Source organism: Bradyrhizobium sp. CSA112 (genome assembly GCF_029051645.1).
Lineage (GTDB): Bacteria > Pseudomonadota > Alphaproteobacteria > Rhizobiales > Xanthobacteraceae > Bradyrhizobium.
On record NZ_JAACFS010000007.1, the window covers coordinates 73,108 to 91,596 of the forward strand.

At 61.1% G+C, this 18,489-nt stretch carries 9 protein-coding genes and 5 pseudogenes; 4 read left to right on the forward strand and 10 right to left on the reverse strand.

The features are described from left to right. Nucleotides 1–247 precede the first annotated feature (247 nt). On the forward strand, nucleotides 248–397 hold the full coding sequence (locus GWE18_RS15950) for a DUF6065 family protein (RefSeq protein ID WP_275186652.1): 150 nt from the start codon (nucleotides 248–250) through the stop codon (nucleotides 395–397). Nucleotides 398–848: 451 nt separating this feature from the next. Further along, nucleotides 849–5,665: pseudogene (locus GWE18_RS15955) on the forward strand (NAD-glutamate dehydrogenase). A gap of 430 nt (nucleotides 5,666–6,095) precedes the next feature. Here GWE18_RS15955 and GWE18_RS15960 read toward each other — a convergent pair. The 6 genes and pseudogenes from GWE18_RS15960 to GWE18_RS15985 form a co-directional block, all read right to left on the reverse strand. After that, complete coding sequence (locus tag GWE18_RS15960; protein ID WP_275186653.1) at nucleotides 6,096–6,872, reverse strand: hypothetical protein; 777 nt, start codon at nucleotides 6,870–6,872, stop codon at nucleotides 6,096–6,098. A gap of 529 nt (nucleotides 6,873–7,401) precedes the next feature. After that, nucleotides 7,402–7,647, reverse strand: a pseudogene (locus GWE18_RS15965) (helix-turn-helix domain-containing protein); the annotation flags it as partial. 169 nt (nucleotides 7,648–7,816) lie between these two features. Beyond that, nucleotides 7,817–8,239, reverse strand: a complete 423-nt coding sequence (locus GWE18_RS15970; RefSeq protein WP_275186654.1) for a hypothetical protein — start codon at nucleotides 8,237–8,239, stop codon at nucleotides 7,817–7,819. 338 nt (nucleotides 8,240–8,577) lie between these two features. Continuing rightward, nucleotides 8,578–8,886, reverse strand: coding sequence for a hypothetical protein (locus GWE18_RS15975; RefSeq protein WP_275186655.1), 309 nt, complete (start codon nucleotides 8,884–8,886; stop codon nucleotides 8,578–8,580). Between the two features lie 199 nt (nucleotides 8,887–9,085). Further along, the gene (locus GWE18_RS15980) at nucleotides 9,086–10,537 is read right to left on the reverse strand and encodes an HlyD family type I secretion periplasmic adaptor subunit (RefSeq protein WP_275186656.1); all 1,452 of its coding nucleotides are present in this window, start codon (nucleotides 10,535–10,537) and stop codon (nucleotides 9,086–9,088) included. Nucleotides 10,538–10,560: 23 nt separating this feature from the next. Then, nucleotides 10,561–12,694, reverse strand: a pseudogene (locus GWE18_RS15985) (type I secretion system permease/ATPase). Nucleotides 12,695–13,187: 493 nt separating this feature from the next. Here GWE18_RS15985 and GWE18_RS15990 point away from each other — a divergent pair. Then, nucleotides 13,188–13,574: pseudogene (locus tag GWE18_RS15990) on the forward strand (DUF899 family protein); the annotation flags it as partial. A 259-nt stretch (nucleotides 13,575–13,833) separates the two neighbouring features. Here the strand turns inward: GWE18_RS15990 and GWE18_RS15995 are convergent. Next, on the reverse strand, nucleotides 13,834–14,232 hold the full coding sequence (locus tag GWE18_RS15995; RefSeq protein ID WP_275186658.1) for a hypothetical protein: 399 nt from the start codon (nucleotides 14,230–14,232) through the stop codon (nucleotides 13,834–13,836). A 741-nt stretch (nucleotides 14,233–14,973) separates the two neighbouring features. Between GWE18_RS15995 and GWE18_RS16005 the strand changes: the two are divergent. Continuing rightward, a pseudogene (locus tag GWE18_RS16005) lies at nucleotides 14,974–15,098 on the forward strand (IS3 family transposase); the annotation flags it as partial. 286 nt (nucleotides 15,099–15,384) lie between these two features. Here the strand turns inward: GWE18_RS16005 and GWE18_RS16010 are convergent. From GWE18_RS16010 to GWE18_RS16020, 3 genes are read right to left on the reverse strand one after another with little or no spacing between them, the layout of a single operon-like run. Next, complete coding sequence (locus GWE18_RS16010) at nucleotides 15,385–16,194, reverse strand: CheR family methyltransferase (protein ID WP_275186659.1); 810 nt, start codon at nucleotides 16,192–16,194, stop codon at nucleotides 15,385–15,387. Nucleotides 16,195–16,250: 56 nt separating this feature from the next. After that, nucleotides 16,251–17,072 (reverse strand): phosphosulfolactate synthase, encoded by an 822-nt coding sequence (locus GWE18_RS16015; protein ID WP_275186660.1) that lies wholly within the window; start codon nucleotides 17,070–17,072, stop codon nucleotides 16,251–16,253. Nucleotides 17,073–17,097: 25 nt separating this feature from the next. After that, the gene (locus GWE18_RS16020; protein ID WP_275186661.1) at nucleotides 17,098–18,477 is read right to left on the reverse strand and encodes an MmgE/PrpD family protein; all 1,380 of its coding nucleotides are present in this window, start codon (nucleotides 18,475–18,477) and stop codon (nucleotides 17,098–17,100) included. Nucleotides 18,478–18,489: the final 12 nt, after the last annotated feature.

Here is an 18,489-nt window from a genome sequence, read left to right on the forward strand (position 1 = left end):
CAGAATGTGTTCAGAATTCAGGTCTCGGTCCTGGAGATGCCGCGCGCCACATCTCTGGCGTTCTCGTAAATGAAACGCGGCACCTTGCCGGCTGGCATCTTCGATCAGCACCTCGGCTTGAGTGAGCAGGCGTCGCAGTCACGCTTGCTGGCACGATAGAGGGGTATCGCCCCGTCATTCGCTATGGCCCCGGTCGAGGTCAGCACCTTGCCGGCAGGGCATGAATAGATATCGGACTTTGGATAGAATGCGTAACAGTGACCGACACCCGGGATCGGAAGCAACGCAGCAGCGGTGGCAGAAAGCATACTTTCGCGGCCTGAATCCCTCGGGCGAGGAAACACATGCGGAGCACCGAAGCCGTCTTCGCGTGCAGGATTTCACGGCAAAAGATTAAAGCCGCACGCCTCGGAACAGGTGGTTACCATCCGAGGCGGAAAGCGTCGTGGCCGGTCGCGCGTCCCGGAAAAAGCTCTCGCAATTGGTGGCCAGACACCTGGCCTGGTTCGATGCCGCCGAACGGCGCGCCATTCAGAACAAAACTACGAACTCATATTCATTGAAATTCCGTGGGATACCGCCAATGTTTGCATTGCGAAACGCTCTCACATGAAGCTCTCAGATGGAGCTCTCCGATGGCATACGTGCCAGTAAGGCGACTCTTCCCGAGATCAGCTGAAACCGCAAACTGGGGATGTATTTCGCGAGATTAGATGGCATGATCATCAAGAGCCGCGGACGCTCCGAGACCGAGGATTTCGCATCGATCCCGGCCAAAACGACGCGCTCAAAGAGATGCACTCCAAAATCAAGCGGACGATCGCGACTGCGGTCAGACGGCGAGAGAAATGGAGGACGTTATGGCGTCGTGGCGTGACGACAAGGCCCGGGCGACTCTGATTCAGGAAGCCGCGGGTAGCGTGCAGCCAGGCAAGACACCTCGATCCTTTGCCGAGCATCTGTTCGGCCATGCAAATCTCGAGGACCTCGCCAACTACGATGCCGCCTCCCTGGCCTTCCTGGCGGAACAGGCCTGGGAGCATGTGAAGCAACGAACGGCGGGCCGTGCCGACATCCGCGTCATCAATCCGATGATGCCGGACGGGCGCGAGATTTCCGTGCTCGAAGTTCTCAACGACAACATGCCCTTCCTGTTCGATTCCACCATGGCGGAACTCGCCGAGCAGGGCATCGAGGTCACGCTGGTCGTCCACCCGATCATCGCCGTGGAGCGCAACGAGCAAGGCAAGCTGCTGCGTTTCTACGGCGAGACGCTCCCCGAGGGTGTAAAGGGCGAGCGCGAAAGCCTGATTCATCTCCACATCGCGCGTCTCGACGCCGATGCCGACCACCAGAAGCTGATCGATGGCCTCACCGAGACGCTGAACGACGTGCGCGCCTGCGTCACCGACTGGCAAGCCATGCGCGCCCGCGTCGAGCAGGCGATCAACACCTTCTCTTCTAATCCACCGCCGCTGCCGATCAACGAGGTCGCCGAAGCCAACCAGTTCCTGCAATGGCTGTGCGCCGACAATTTCACTTTTCTGGGCCTGCGCGAATATCGCTTCTCGCCCGACAGCGATGCGTCGGATGAAATCAGCACCGGCGACGGCCTCGGCATCCTGCGCGATCCCGACGTGAAGGTCCTGCGCCGCGGCACCGAAATGGTGGTGATGACATCGGAAATTCGCGAATTCATGCGCGAGCCTACCCTCCTGATTGTTATCAAGGCGAACGTCACCAGCCGCGTTCATCGCCGCGTCCACATGGATTATGTCGGCATCAAACTCTATGCGGCCGATGGGCGGCTCGACGGCGAATTGCGCCTGGTCGGCCTGTTCACTTCGGGTGCCTATACTCGCTCGGTGCGGAAAATCCCTTACGTCCGCCACAAGGTGGCGCAGATACTCCAGCGCGCCGGCTTCGACCCAAACAGCCATTCCGGCAAAGCCCTCATGCATATCCTCGAAGAATATCCGCGCGACGAGCTCGTCCAGGTCGACGGCGAAACGCTCTATAATTTCGTCATGGAAATCCTGATGCTCTCCGAGCGCCCCCGCTGGCACGGGTCGACAAGTTCGATCGCTTCGTCTCCATCCTTGTGTTCATTCCGCGCGAGAAATATGACACCGACGTGCGCACGCGTGTCGGTGCCTTCCTGGCGCAGGAATACAAGGGGACCGCGGCAGCCTCCTACCTGTCCTTCCCCGAAGGGTCGCTTGCCCGCGTCCACTACATTATCGCGCGCTTTGAAGGTAAAACGCCTGTCGTCGAGCGCGCCATGCTTGAAGCCGGGATCAGCGCCATCGCCGCAACCTGGGGCGACAAGCTGAAAGCAGCGCTTGCGACCACCACCGACGGCATGCGGGCTCGCATGCTCGCTAACCGTTATGCCCGGGCCTTTACCGGCGGCTATACGGAGGTCTTCGACACCTCGCAGGCCATCGCCGATATCGGCACCATCGAAAAGCTCACCGCGGCTCGTCCCGTGGCGCTTTCGGTTTACCGCAGCGTAGGCGATGACGATCCGACGCGCTTCGGCCTCAAGGTCTTCTCGCGTAGCACGCCCCTGTCGCTGTCCTATCGGGTGCCGGTGATCGAAAATCACGGCTTGCGCGTCGTCAACGAGCGCACCTATCAGATCACGCCCAGCGCCACACCGGCACCCGCGCCGGTTTGGCTGCACGACATGACGATCGAGGCTAATGACGGCAAGCCGATCGTTATCACTGCGGAATTCGCCGGTCGCCTGGAAGCCTCTATTATGGCGGTGGTGGGCGATCGCGCCGAATCCGACGGATACAACGCGCTGATCCTGCGCACGGGCCTGAGCTGGCGCCAAGTTTCGGCCATCCGCGCCCTCTCCCGCTACCTGCACCAGATCCGCGCGCCGTTCAGCCAGGACTACATGTGGGCGACCCTCCGCAAGAACGCCGCGGTCACCAACAGCATCGTCGCTCTATTCCAAGCTCGCTTCGACCCGCGCCTCACCTCCACCGATGCCGAGCGCTCGGCACGCGAGACGGCCCTCCTTGCCGAGATCGAGGAGCAGCTCAAATCCGTCGCCTCGCTCGACGAAGACCGCATCCTGCGCCGTTTCACCAATCTGTTGCAGGCCACCATCCGCACCAATTTGTGGCAGGTCGGTCAGGATGGACAACCGCGTCCGGTGATTTCCTTCAAGTTCGACGCACGCAGGATTGAGGATCTGCCGGATCCTCGACCGCTCTACGAGATTTTCGTCTATTCGCCGCGCCTCGAAGGCATTCATCTGCGCTTCGGCAAGGTCGCGCGCGGCGGGTTGCGCTGGTCGGACCGGCCGCAGGATTTCCGCACCGAGATCCTCGGCCTGGTCAAGGCCCAGCAGGTCAAGAACGCCGTGATCGTGCCGGTCGGCGCCAAAGGCGGCTTCGTGCCCAAACGCCTGCCGCCACCCTCCAATCGCGACGCCTTCATGGCCGAAGGCACCGAAGCCTATCGCATCTTCGTTCGCTCGCTGCTCGAGCTTACCGACAATCTCGACGGCGACACCATCGTGCCGCCTGACAGCACCGTGCGACACGACGGCGACGATCCCTACCTCGTCGTCGCCGCCGACAAGGGCACTGCCAGCTTCTCCGATATCGCCAACGCGATCTCGGCCGAGAAGGGCCATTGGCTCGGCGATGCCTTCGCCTCCGGCGGCAGCCAGGGCTATGACCACAAGAAGATGGGGATCACGGCGCGCGGGGCCTGGGAGGCGGTGAAGCGCCACTTCCGCGAGCTCGGCACCGACATTCAGACCATGCCATTCACCGTCGCCGGCGTGGGCGACATGTCGGGCGATGTCTTCGGGAATGGCATGCTGCTCTCGCCGGCAACGAAGCTTGTCGCGGCTTTTGATCACCGCGACATTTTCATCGATCCTTCGCCCGACCCGGCGATCAGCTACGCCGAACGCCTGCGTATGTTCAGCCTGCCGCGGTCGAGCTGGCAGGATTACGACAAGTCGCTGATCTCGCAAGGCGGCGGCGTGTTCTCGCGCTCGCTCAAGGCAATTCCACTCGCACCGGAAGTGCGGGTCTTGCTTGATCTCGACAGGCCGCAAGCCACGCCGTTCGAGGTGATGACGGCGATCCTCAAGGCGCGCGTCGACCTCCTGTGGTTTGGCGGCATCGGCACCTATATCCGCGCATCGACGGAAAGCGACGATCACGTTGGCGACCGCGCCAACGATTCGATCCGTGTCACAGGCGCTGATGTCCGCGCCCGGGTGATCGGCGAAGGCGCCAATCTCGGCGTGACCCAGCGCGGCCGCATCGAAGCGGCGCAGAAAGGCGTCAGGCTCAACACCGACGCGATCGACAATTCGGCCGGGGTCAACACCTCCGACGTCGAGGTCAATATCAAGATCGCGCTGGCGCGCCCCAAGCGCGAGGGACGGCTCAGTCCACCCGACCGGGACAGCCTGCTTGCCGCAATGACCAACGAAGTCGGCGCGCTGGTGCTTCGCAACAATTATTTGCAGACGCTGGCGTTGTCGCTGGCCGAACGCAGGGGCACGACCGACAATGGCTTCCTCGCCCGCCTGATGCAATCGCTCGAGCGGCGCAGCCTCCTCGACCGCGCCGTGGAGTTCTTGCCGGACGATGTCGTGATCGCCGAACGCACCAGGCGCGGCCAGCCTTTCACGCGGCCCGAGCTCGCGGTGCTGCTCGCTTACGCCAAGCTCACGCTTTACGATGATCTGCTGGTCACGAGCGTGCCAGATGATCCTTATCTCGCCCACGAATTGTCAAAGTATTTTCCGCACCAGGTTCGGGACAAGTTCCCCGAGTCCATGCAACACCACCGGCTGCGGCGGGAGGTCATCTCCACCAATCTTGCCAACGCCATGATCAATCGCGGCGGCCCGACCTTCATCGGGCGGCTGATCGACCAGACCGATGCCGACGTACCCACCATCGTCAGGTCTTTTGTGGCGGTCGACGAATCCTACGGTCTTGAGCGTCTGAACAACGCGATAGATGCGCTCGACAACGGCATCGACGGTCAGGTGCAACTCGGCCTCTATGCCGCCGTTCAGGCTCTGCTGCTTTCCCGCGTGGTCTGGTTTGTGCGGAATGTCGACTTCAACGCCGGGCTGGACGCGGTGATCTCGCGCTTCAGCCCGAACATCCGCGAGATCATTGCTGGACTCGACGAGACCCTGCCGGAGGACCTGCAAACCGGACGCTGCAAACGCCGGCAGGACCTTGTCGATAGCGACGTCCCGGCCGAGCTTGCCGGCGAACTCGCCGATCTCGACATCCTGGTCTCGGCACCGGATATCGTAACCGTTGCGGAGCGGACCAACCGGACCATCGGCGACGCCGCCGCGACCTTTTTCGCCGCCGAAGCCAATTTCCGCCTTGATCGCATCATCGCCGCGGCACGCAGCGTGCCGGCAAACGATAATTTCGAACGCCTCGCCATCGATCGCGCCGTTGACCAGATCGCGGCTGCGGAAAGAAGACTAGCCGCAGATACCGGCCAATCCGGTCTGCAGGCCGCGGAGAACTGGCTCGCGGCTCATCCTGAAGCGACGCGCACCCGCCGCTCGGTCGAGGAAATCTCGGCCAGCGGCCTGACACTCGCCAAGCTGACGGTGACGGCGAACTTGCTGGGGGATCTGGTCAACGGCTGATGGGCACGCGGCAACGAAATGGGATTCTGAAGGACCAGGGTTGAGGACGAGAATGTTCGGTTGAAAGCTCGTCTCAGCGCGGTCCGCGCCGGCGAACCGAGAAACCCAATGATCCCACGCTACTTGCCACACCGCTGATAATGTCGTCTGTCTTGAGTTCGATGCCACACCTTGGTTCAGCGGGGCCGACGCGCCGAACATTGTCGATTTGGCCCAGCGAGGGTGGTCCAGTACGGCGATTGCGGAGTCCCTCGAGCGCCGACGCGGATACGAACGCTTGCACGACCTGGTTGAGTATGCGGCGCAGCGGCTTCAGCCAGAATCCCAACCTGGGAAACGTTCGAGTGTATCGTTGACGAGCCGGATGCTTGGCGTGGCTCGAGAAAAGCCGGCCTGATGTTGTGGCAAAAATCCCGCGCCAAAGCCGGTGTCAGCGCGGGACGTTCAATCGGTTAGCGACCAACATGGCGATCCCACGGGGGGTCGCATCGTGCAATGTCGTGGAATGGCGCGCCCGAAGAGATTCGAACCCATGACGCCGAGATTCGTAGCCTGGGGGGGGAGCGCTTTGCGATCGTTCGCGGAAGCGCGTCTGATCACGACTTACTCCGCAGCGCGACCGCACAGCGGAATCCCGGTCGGTCCTAGATACCTCGGGGCTCCCGGATTCTCGAACCGCGTCCTCTCGGGGATCTTGTATGAATGGCTGTACCTTGCTCCTGAACGATTCAACCGTAGTTACATATTCTCCAGGCGTCATGGCGCCATCGGCTGCCATTTGATTAATCAGAGTCGAAGTGCCTTGCACCCCGGTGCTGTTGAAGCCATTCGGCAGACCGCGAAGGTTCTGCGACCTAGTGAAGAACTCGTCGTCCGCCCAGACGGTAACCCGATTTCCGGCTGCAATATCGGATTTCGCAAGTTCTACGATTGATACGTCGCCTGCACTTTTTGACGGAATTTCACCAGTAATCACCTGAAGCAGGGTCTGTGTGGGAAGTCCTGACGACAAGCCCTTGCTTTGGAGCCACCCACCAAGCTCCTTTCTTAAAGGCCCGGCTTCAATTTCGCCCCTCACCACATCGCTTATCCGCAACTCGTATCCCTGCTGCGCCGCATACACCGCGATCCTATCAAGCAAGGCGGTGCCGCCGCCCTGATAAGCATAAGCTAGTGAATTGTGATCCAAATAGAGATGGCTGCTCATCGGTTCTCTTCACTAATCAGGTAGACCAAGCTGCCGCCGACTGATGTCACGGAGCAGGCGAACGAGGCCGATGAATTCCCCTGGCGGGGTCTCTGGATACAGCTTGTGAATTGTCATGAGGATCCACTGGTGGACATCGGGCTGGATTGCCTTGTCGCGAATTTCACCCTGTAGATAAGCTTCCCACTGATCCGGCCGTTCTGACTGAAGGGCCTTTGTGAGATATTGCACATCGTTCTCAGTCCACCTTGTACGTTCAGACATTAGACCACCTTTCGCCTACGGACCCCTGAAGCCATTCATCTTCCCAAATAGAGGTACCTACTCATTGAGTCTCTCCATTAGTCGCCAAAGGCAAGCTGCACCTAGTAGCGCCGCAACCAAGCATCTGGAGAACTCCGACGGCGCGGAGGGTGGCAAATGGCGGCAAACGTCGCCGACGAACGAACGGTCCCATCATCATCATCCTTAAACCACTTGGTCACCTACCAGTCCTGAGAGTTGCCATTTCCGAAAAAGTCTGATCTCGTCATCTGCCAACACTGGGCTGTGGCTCTCGCGGCGGCGCGGACCCTTCGCCTACCGGCTCGATCAGACCAAGTTCGATTGCTTTAACCGCGGCGAGAGTGCGGTTGGCAGTATCGAGCTTACGCATTGCATTCTTGATGTGAAAGACGACGGTGTTCTCGCTGATCGAGAGAATCCGACCGATCTCCCAAGAGGACTTGCCAAGCGCTGTCCACCTCAAGCAGGCCTTCTCCCGCTCAGACAGATCGCCGGACGTAGCCAGTTTCCCATTTTTCATATGCACACCTTGACCCGCCAGCCGTGCACGCGGATTCGTCCAGCATTCTCTTTTTCACCGCTTGTTCGGAACGTCGAAGACGGATAGCCGTGGATTGCGCGGCGAACGTTGAGACGCTCAAGGAGGAACTCCGGGTAGGTCATCGGGATGCATTCATGAGGTGCAAGACTTTCGGTACGCTATGCGTTGACTCAGGTGCTTTGGCCATAGCGTCACCTCTCCCGCAGACTTTCCTGCCTGTATACCGCCGCAGCGGCGACAGCAGATACTCGATGATCCTGCGTTGCCCGGTCTTGATCTCGACCGTTACCGCCATGCCGGGCGCCAGATCGACCATACGATCTTCCACCTGCATCCTCGTCTGATCGAGCGCAACGCGCGCGGCATAGATCAATTCCAGCCCCGGCGGTTCGCTGCTGCGCGCGGTCTGGCCGGCCTGGCGCTGAGCTTCGGCCTGATGCCCCGCCGGCTTGTCGCGCATGACGGCGTCCTGCGAAACGCTGACGACCTTGCCGTGCAGCAAACCGTATTTCGTGAAGTTGAATGTATCGACCTTGACCAAGCGAGAAGCTTACTCCAGATACATCGCTGCTGTCTCCGTATGTCAGCGTCGTTGTCTGAACGAATCCAAGCCCAGACCTCTTGATCACCCCCGAAGAATTCTGCGATCGCACCCAAATTAACGCCAAGGCTTGTTGTCTCACCATCGATCGACTTCGGGCTAACGGTGCCATACACACCAAAGCTATTGTTGGGGCCGAACGCTGTTGCGTAAACGCCCCCACCGACAGTCCCGCCCCATTGCGTTAGCGGAATTCCCGCCGTGAGCTGACGACCATACTGCAATGCAAGTTCAGGAAAGTTCGACATTTGATATCCACCATGCGCAACTTTGCCGAATTAACGAGATCTAATTGTAGAGAAGGCTGACCACGCAACGATTCCCACGACGAGTAAGGACAATCCAAGACCGCCCAGTGACATGGCGAGAAACAGCCAGCGGGGCATTGTTCGCTTCAACCAATTAAAGTAGACATCTTCTAACTTTCCTATTGCCGCCAAGGCGACAGCCATCGCTACGAAGAGAATGATATTTGATGCTGTTGATGACCATGCTTCACCAACAGCATCGCTTCTCTGAGCACCGGCAGAACCACCTAAACCAACCAAGATAGTCACTACACGGAGTGCCTCATCCCAGGTGAGCATATGATCTCGTCCTCACCAAGAAGCTTTCGCTCAGCACTATCCGCAAGAACCCGGCGCAGCTTCAGTTCTGATCATTCGTCCTTCCCGCAACCAGCACTATCTCGCCGTCTCCCACTACATAGACGACTGACGTCATGCTAACACGCAACGATTTGGTGCATTATCTTTGCACCTTGAGAGTGTACTCCATTCATCCCGCTCACCTCTCCCTTGCCGCTTCATGCCGATAGCGCAGCAGCGGCGACAGCAGATATTCGATGACGCGGCGCTGGCCCGTCTTGATCTCCACCGTCACCGCCATGCCGGGCGCGAGACTGACGGTCTTGTCCTCGATTTGCATTTGCGTGCGGTCGAGCGAGACGCGCGCGGAGTAGACCAGTTCCTGTCCCTGAGGCTCGCTGGTGTCGGAAAGCGCCGCGCGTTGCGTCGCGCCGCCCGTCCGATCGGCGGGTTTTTCACGGGTGATGGCGTCCTGCGAGACGTTGATTACCTCGCCGTGCAGCATGCCGTATTTGGTGAAATTGAACGTATCGATCTTGATCTCCGCGGGTTGCCCCGGCACCACGAAACCGATGTCGCGGTTCGGCACCATGGCTTCCGCTTCGAGCTTGCTATCGGCCGGCACGATCGCCATCAGTTGCTGCGCCGGCGTCACCACGCCGCCGACGGTGTGGATCGCCAACTGCTGCACTGTGCCGTCAACCGGCGCGCGCAACATCTGGTCGCTCATCTTGCGCTCGGCCTTGACGATATCCTCGCCGAGTTGCGCCACCTTCTGCTCGGCCTCGGCGAGATCGGTCATGACGCCGCGTGCATACTCAGCGCGCGTCTGCTCGCGGCTCGCTTCCAGAGCCGCCTTGGCCGCAGCGGTCTCCACCAGGCGGCGACGCTGCACGATCAGATCATGACGCTGCTCGCTGAGCTTGAGCTGCGAGTCGAGGAATGCGAGGCGGTTGCCGAACTCCATCTTGAGGAGCTTCTGGCGAACCTCCGCGGTCTCCGCGACGAACGGAAGGCTGGCTTCAACCTTGTCGATCAGCGCAGCGATCTCATCGGCCTCGGCCGCCTTCTGCGCGATCTGCTGATCGAGCGAGAGGATTTTCGCGGCCTGCTGCTCGGCCTGCGCCAGCATCGCCGCACGCGTGCGCAGCACCTCATAGGTCGGCGCCTGCGGCGGCGGGGCAAAATCACCAGCCGTGTTGGTGGCAAGCCCGGCACGCAAAGCGGCGAGACGCGCCACATCAAGGCGGGCGCGCAAAAGCTCATGGCCGACGCGGTTGCGCTCGGCAGTCGAGATGGTGCGATCGATCTCCAGCAGCACGTCGCCTTCGCGCACCTTGTCGCCGTCGCGAACGCGGATCGCGGTCACGGTGCCGGCTTCGAGCGGCTGGATCGTTTTGGTGCGGCCGGTCGGCACGATCTTGCCTTGCGCGGTGGCGATGATGTCGATCTTGCCCAGACACGCCCACAACAGGGCAGCGACGAAGAACGCGATGATGGTGAAAGCGATGGCGCGGCCCGCCGGCGACGCCGGGGTTTCGATGATCTCCAGCGCGGCCGGCAGGAATTCGAGCTCGTCACGATGGCGCACCACGCGCAGCGGCGGGACCTTGGCCGGAGCGGCTTCGACGGCAGCGCTATCAACGGCCATCGCGTAACCCCGCCATCTCTGGTTCACACCACTTCATGCAAGCCCGCCTGGATCCGGTGCAGGTTGGCGTAGCGGCCGCCCTTGCGAATGAGTTCGTCATGGCTGCCGTCCTCGACCAGCCGGCCCCGCTCCAGCGTCAGGATGCAGTCGGCGTTGCGCACGGTGGAGAGCCGGTGCGCGATGATCAGCACGGTGCGGCCGCGCACGATACTGCGCATGTTCTCCTGGATCACCCGCTCGCTCTCATAATCGAGCGCGCTGGTCGCCTCGTCGAAAATCAGAATGCGGGGATCGCCGACCAGCGCGCGCAATGGCGATGCGTTGGCGCTGCCCGCCCGACAGGCTGGCACCGCGCTCACCGACCATGGTGTCGTAACCTTCGGGCAGCTCAAGGATGAAATCGTGCGCGCCGGCGAGCTTCGCCGCCGCAACCACACGCTCCATCGCCATCGCGGGGTCCGCCAGCGCGATGTTGTCGCGGACCGTCCGGTTGAACAGGACGTTTTCCTGCAGCACCACGCCGACCTGTCGGCGCAACCAGGCGACATCGACCATCGCGAGGTCTACGCCGTCAACGAGAATGCGGCCGGCCTCAGGCACGTAGAGCCGCTGCACCAGTTTTGCGAGCGTCGATTTGCCGGAGCCGGAGGCGCCGACGATGCCGACCACCTGCCCGGCCGGCACATTGATGCTGACATCATGCAGCACCTGCGGTCCATCGAGCCGGTAGCGGAAATCGACGTGATCGAAGCCGATGGCGCCGCGGATCGGCGGCGGCGTAGCCCGCCCCGGCGTATAGGCCGGCTCCGGCGCAGTGTTGAGGATGTCGCCAAGCCGCGCGATCGACAGTCGCGCCTGGTGGAAATCCTGCCATAGCTGCGCCAGCCGCAGCACCGGCTGCGCGACCCGGCCGGCCAGCATGTTGAAGGCGACGAGTTCGCCCACCGTCAAGCTGCCGTCGATAACGAGAAGCGCGCCGAAATACAACGTCAGCGCGGTGACGATCTTGCTGATCAGTTGCACGCCCTGGCTTGCCCAGTTGCCGAGCGACAGCACGCGGAAGCTTGCCGCGACATAGCCGGCGAGCTGCTCTTCCCAGCGCCGCTGCATCTGCGGCTCGACCGCCATCGCCTTCAGCGTCTCGACGCCGTTGACGCTTTCGACCAGGAACGACTGGTTCTCGGCACCGCGGTTGAACTTCTCGTCAAGCCGCTGCTTGAACAACGGCGTCACGCCCGCCGAAATCGCAATGTAGAACGGGAATGAGCCGATCACGGTCCAGGTCAGCGCCGGCGAGTAATAATACATCACGCCCAGAAACACGAAGGTGAACAACAGGTCGATCACCAGCGTCAGCGCCGAGCCGGTGAGAAAATTGCGGATGTTTTCCAGTTCGCGGACCCGGGCGACCGAGTCGCCTGCCCGCCGTGCGCCAAAATAGGCGATCGGCAGCGCGATCAGATGCCGGAATAGTCGGGCGCCGAGCTCAACGTCGATGCGGTTGGTGGTGTGGGCAAACACGTAGGTGCGGAGCGCGGCGAGCACCGTCTCGAAGATCGACACCGCGATCAAGCCTGCGACCAACACATCAAGCGTGGTCAACCCGCGATGCACCAGCACCTTGTCGATCACCACCTGGAAGAACAGCGGGGTGATCAGCGCAAATACCTGCAGGAAGAACGAGGCGACCAGCACTTCGGTGAGCAACCCGCGGTATTTGTGTATCGCCTGCAAGAACCACGTGATGTCGAAGCGCCGCGCTAGTTCGGCCAGGGAGGCACGGCGCGTCATCAGCACGAGCCGACCGGACCACGTCGCCTCGAAATCCTTGCGCTCCATCAGTTGAGGCCGGCCGTTGACCGGATCATGCACCAGCACCTTGTCGTCAGCGACCTTGCCAAGAATCAGGAATGAGCCGTCAGTGCGTTCGGCGATGGCCGGCAGCGCGGTGGTGGCGAGCCGCAACCAGTCCTTGGTGACGAGACGCGCTTTGAGCCCTAACGCCTTGGCGCAGCGCACGATCTCCGAGTGATCAACAACCCCGCCTCCGAGCCGATGACTGATTTGCTCGGGCTCGACCGCCACACCGTTGAATCGGAGCAACAGAACCAGGCACGCAAGACCGGAATCAGAATTGTCGTTTGCGGTCTCAGGCATACCCATCCCAGGCCAGCACAGCCATTTTCCCATAAACATCTAGTAGTTGAACCTATAGGACGTCTCCCGTCGAGCAAATCGATTTGTTTTTCATTTATTGTTTCGGGTTCGGGTCTCCTCAATCGTCCTACTTAAATGGACCTTGGTTTGGCTCGAGCAAAGGACGGGCGCATGGATGACAGGGTAATAGGTATTCCGGTTTTCCTGTATGATCAGCAGCGCGATAGCGGCGGGGATCTCCGTAGTCCAGTTCGTCATCGAGGGCTCGGACAGCACCGCACTGGCTTCGCGCGTCGGCTGCTCCTGCGACTTGTGTCTACCCTGGCCCACCCGGACATCTCTAGAATGTACGCGGTCGGAGCGTTGCGGCAGCCGCCAGAGCGCCTGGGCGACAATAGCACGTCGTACCAGCCTCGACGGGACTCGGATTTCGGTGAGGCTATATGCCCGGGACTCAAAACTGACTTGAAATAGACTCAGAACTTCTTTCGACGTTGAGGGGCTGGGAGCAAACATCGCGGCCGTGGCCAAGGCACCGATCCAGCGGGTCGCGGCTTGTGCAGCGCATCGCGGCTGGCGCAATTTGAAGGTGCTTTCAGCCGCCAACAACAGCTTCAAGCGCGACTATCATGGCGAGGATGAGGAGGGACAGCAGGTGCCGATGCTCACCGTATTCCACAAGGGCGCCGATGGGGTGATTAGGCTGAGCTGGGCCTCCGAACTGTTGTTCTTGCCGACCGAACCGGGGCAGGATCCACGACATGTCGGCACGATCGAGCCGATGTGGACCCTCTTGGATCTCACTCCTGGAGGGCGGCCCGACGCGTACGAGCAAATCGAATACGAATGCTGTCGGCCCGAAGCGCCAGCGAGTACTTAGCGAGCATACAGCAACTTCGAAATCGCGCGCTCGTGCCTCAGAACAGTGGCTTTGCCGACGCCGGCGCGGAGTTGCCAGGGTCTGAAAAGAGTCGACTCCAGCCGTAGCCCGAATGGGCGCTCTGGAGAGCGCCGCGAATGTCTGGAACTGGCCCTGGCCGGACCTCCCGTGATTTCCGCTTTTCCGCCGCTCGTGGCAGCTAAGCAGACATCACTTAGAGATTGCAGAACGGTCGCGATTTGCGAGTACGCGCCATCCGCTAATTCAGTTTGCCCTTTTGGGCATCGGGCGATGGATGTGTGGCCTTCGCCGAATTGCGCGCCTTCATCCGGTCAGCCAGCATCCGAAGCTCATCCGCAAGAACGGTCCCTTTCGGAACCGGATAGTCATGGGAAATGCGATCATTCATATGAACGCGGAGGAGCACTTCTCCCGCAGTCTCAACGATCTGCACTCCTTCAATGCGCGGAAGGGCCATGCTGTCTGCGGCCGGACTTCCAATCGCCTCCTCTAGCGAGGTCCTCAACGCACCGATAAGGTCTGCCGTCTCTATTGTGCTTAGAGCGATTTCGTGTTCACCGCGCTCATCGGTGAACCCAATAATCACCCGTCCATCCCGTGAATCCGTATAGGTTAGCTTCATAATCTTGGCTCTCATTAGGGTTGCAATCCTACTGCGACACGTGCCGTTGCCAATAGCCGGTGAAGTCTACGGATTTCCTGTGCTTCAACGCCAGTTCTGCAATCCGGCTCATCTAAATCCCATTGGAACCCCGCGGTTGTCCTCACGCCATGAGCTTTCCTGAGGGTACGCGCTATCATCCGACGGCGCCCTCGGCCGCGATCAGTGTCGACACGTCATGACCGCAACGCCCCAAGCCACCTCGCCGGAAAGCCGCTCGCTTTCTTGGCCGGTTCTCGACCGGCCGCAATTGTGCTCGCCACGACATCATAGTGCTCGCCACGACATCGTTTCCATGTCAGTTCGTGCATATCAGTTCGTGATCAACGATCTTCGACCATTCACTCAGACTGGGCCCCACGAACAGCAATCACCTGTGCCCGCCAACCTCCGCAATCGTCGCCGTCGATCGCGCTGCGCGCAACCGGCCTTGCTCTCGGGCCCAGTCAAATCCCCATAGCACCTGCGGCCCCGCCGCAGTCCGCCCAATCGCGGTTTCCTCCTTTGGAGGTTTTCATACGCCGACCCCCGGAGTCCATGGCGACGTCGTCAGGCGTACCAGTTAATATTGTGCGACAAGTAGTCTGGTGCACAACCGCCCTTCCGACGACCCTGACGCCGCGGACGTGCGATGACTAAGGCGATCGTCAACATCGCCACGCCGCTCGGGAATGCCGTGCACGATCACATCGTCGGCAAGAACGGGCATGCGAGGTTGACCTGACGCTCGACAAGATGATCTTTGCGAGGACAGCCAGGGGAAACTTCTGAGCCCGGCGCGCCGCCGTGACTGTATCGATCACGAGAAGTTATCCGAGCGGCGCGTCTTCCGTGTGCTCGGCGCTCCGCAGCCCGAAGGCTAAGCAGCCTGGCGCAATGCGTTTCCAGCTTGAATTTATGCTCCTGTTCGAGCCGAAACTGCAGAAGGCAAGGCCGGAGCGTTCTCCATCGGTGGTGAGCTTGGGACGAGTCAGCTGCGGTCGATTCGGATCCAAATAGTGCTTGAATCTTTCGATGAGGCGACCGCGACGAGTTGAACCCTCGGTCGATTGCGACGTCCCCCCATACCTCATCCCCTCTCCTTCGTTTCCGCCCCATTGACTCGAAAAGCCGAATCCTCGTCCCGGTTCAGCCAGCCTTCGTGAACACATGCGGCATGCCTGCGGCGGAAACAAAACGCGGATCGGCCAGTTGCTCGTGCGAGCCCACGACCAGAAATCCATCTGGGACGAGCCGCTCAGCGAACACCGTCAAGACCTTCTGCCGCAGCGATGGTGCGAAATACGTGAATGCGAGATACCGGCAGAGAATGAGGTCGAAAGCGCCGGACGGCGCTTCCGAGCGCAAATCCTGCTTCAGGAAAATCACGCCCTCACGATGCTGCTCCTGGATACAGAAGTGTGATCCGACCTGCTCGAATGCACGCGCAATCAGGTCCGGCGGGACCTCCCGTAAGCTGGTGCGGCCATAGCAGCCGACGCGCGCACGCGCGAGAAGCTCACCGTCGATGTCGGTTGCGACCAGCAACATTTCCGTCTTGGGACCGGCGCAACCCGAACCGAGATCCCAGAGGATCCTCATCGAATAGGGCTCCTCGCCAGATGCGCAGCCGGCCGACCAGCAACGGACAGGACGCCGTTCCGAACAAGCACGTTCGGCGACGGTCGGCAGTATGCCGGTCCGCAAACAGTCGAAGACGCCACGATCCCGGAAAAAGCGCGACATCGTGATGTGGCAGAATTGGTCGAGCACCCGCCATTCTTGTGCGTCACCCTCCAGGCGCTCGCGATAGGCGGCGAATCCATTTAGTCCGAGGGCGGCGATGCGGTGTCTCACTCTCTTGCAGACCTGATGCCGCACCTTCCGGAAGCCCAGCCAATGCATATCGAGTTGCGGCAAGGCCCATTGCAGAAATGCCGTGCAATCAGCGTCGCGCATGGCCGGGACACACTCTCCGCCGCGCTCATGTCCGATCCGTCGCTCGGTCCGCCCCTTCAACCGGATGGGTTCTGAATTCGGCCCCAAGTGCTCTTGGTGCCCCAGATTCCCGAGCGCAGCGCCTCGAGCTGCACGATCTGACTGTGATCGACGAACAGATTGACCTCGTTTCCGTAGTTCTTGACATACCATTCGAATACCGGCGGATCGGCGCCTTCGAACATGACCCTTTCGAGTCCGAGCTGATTGATGACGCGGGCGACCACATCAGTGCGCCAGATGCTCACGTTTTCGGTGATCCCTTCGCTTTCGACCATGATGATGTCCGCTCCGGCATCGAGCGCCCGCTCAGCCTGGGCGATCAGCCAGCCGACATCCTTGGTGCCTTCGGCTGCGAGCTCCTCGGCCGACGTGCTGCCGCCAGCGCCGAACTGAATGCCAAGTTCGGGTTTCGCCTTCAGCCCGGCTTTTTTCACCTTCTGCACCAGGCGCAGCAGGCTGTCGGTAGGAAGGCTGATGAAGCCCGTGGAAATCTCGATGACGTCAAAGCCAAGCGCCTTGGCCTCCTCGATGTAGCGATCGACCGCGTCCCCGCCGAAGCGCAGAACATTTTCCATCCAGCCGCCGGTTGAGACGTAGACATCGTGATCGCGTGCCAGCTTGTTGATCGACCTGACGGCCTCGGCCGGCATGAGCGCAAACGAGCCGCCCGCATATTTAAAGCCGTCGACATACGCGCCGACCGTTTCCAGGATATCGGCAAGATGGCGGGAACCATAGGCGCTGTAATAGGGACCTCGGATCTCTGTGATTCCGATCCGCCGCGGCTTGGCCGAACGCGCCGCCCGGGGGATGAAAGAAAACGTGGTTTCTGCCATGGCTTCGTCCTCCTGAGAAATTTGTTCAGGCCTTCGTGGGCGGGATTGGAATGTCGCCGAGCAACGACGTGAGGGCGGCAACCGGGCGCTCTTCCAGCGTGGCGATCACCTCGGCGAGCGCATCGCGTTCGGAAGGGCCCGCGAAGGCGAGCGTAACGCGATCGAACTTGCTGCGGGCCGCGCTCCAGTCGAATGGCCTGGTATGAAAGCCGTGATAATCGTCGCGCTGGGAACGAAATACAGTCCCGTCGTTCTGTTGAACTTCGAGATCGGCAGGGAGCCGGTGCGGGAACTGGGCCGACAGGCTGGGATCGGGCCTGACCGTCACCTTGCGCAGCAGCATCTGGACATCCTCGGCGGCAATTCGCTCGGGAGCGTATTGCTCCGGCTGCACCTCGCCATCGATCAGCGCAACCGCCAGCATATAGGGCAGACTGTGATCTGCCCCCTCCTTGGTTCGCACTGTTCGCTTGTCGCCCTCCTCCCCGCCGCCAATGATCCGATGGGCGACCGCAAACGTCCTGAGCTGCACGGCGGAAACGGCGCCGACCTCAAAGCCCGGACGAGCGCGGATATCGAGAGCCGTATCGAGCGCGGATTGAGCGTGGATTTCGGCATTGTGCCGCTTGATGATTGTGCGGCGCACGCCTTCGAGATCCTCTTGCCGCCAGTCAATCTCGAAGGGACCGGCGATCACTTCCTTGAATCCCTTGGTGCCTTCGAACAACATTTCGGGTCCAGTGATTCCGCGGCTCGCAAGCAGCGCGGCGTGCGTCGCCGACATCGCTGTATTTGGATAGGCGAGTCCCTTCCAGTGAGACAGCGCGCCCGTGCGGGTGACACGCAGCGCATTGTTGGCAGTCCCGCTGATGGCGATGGCATGCGCGATCTGCGCTGACGGCAAGCCAAGCGCCTTGGCTGCACCGGCAGCGGCCGCGTACGCGCCTTGCGTGGTGTGGTCAAAACCCCTGTCGCGGACCGGAGCGACATCGCTTAATCTGATGTGGACATGGTAGGCAACCGCAAGCGCGGTGAGCAGATCGGCCCCGCTCGCCTCCCGCATCTCGGCCGCGGCCAGGACTGCGCCAAGATTATCGGATGGATGACATGTCTCCCCGGCAGCGATGTAGCTGTCCATGAAATCAAGGTAACGGCTGAGTGCGCCATTGTAGAACGCGGCGCGGTCCGGCGCGGTGCGGCCGCCGCCGATGAGCGTGGAGCACGGATGGCCGCCAAGCTCGGTGACGAGGCCGCGGACCGCCACGATCGGTGGAGCATTCAGTGCCCCGATGGCCACCCCGATCGTGTCCAGCACGCGAATCTTTAGCTGCTCCAGCGCCGGCTCGCTCAAGTCTTCCAGCCGGGCACGTTCCACAAAGCTTGCGAGCTCCTGTACCTCGGTCATGACCGTTGGTTC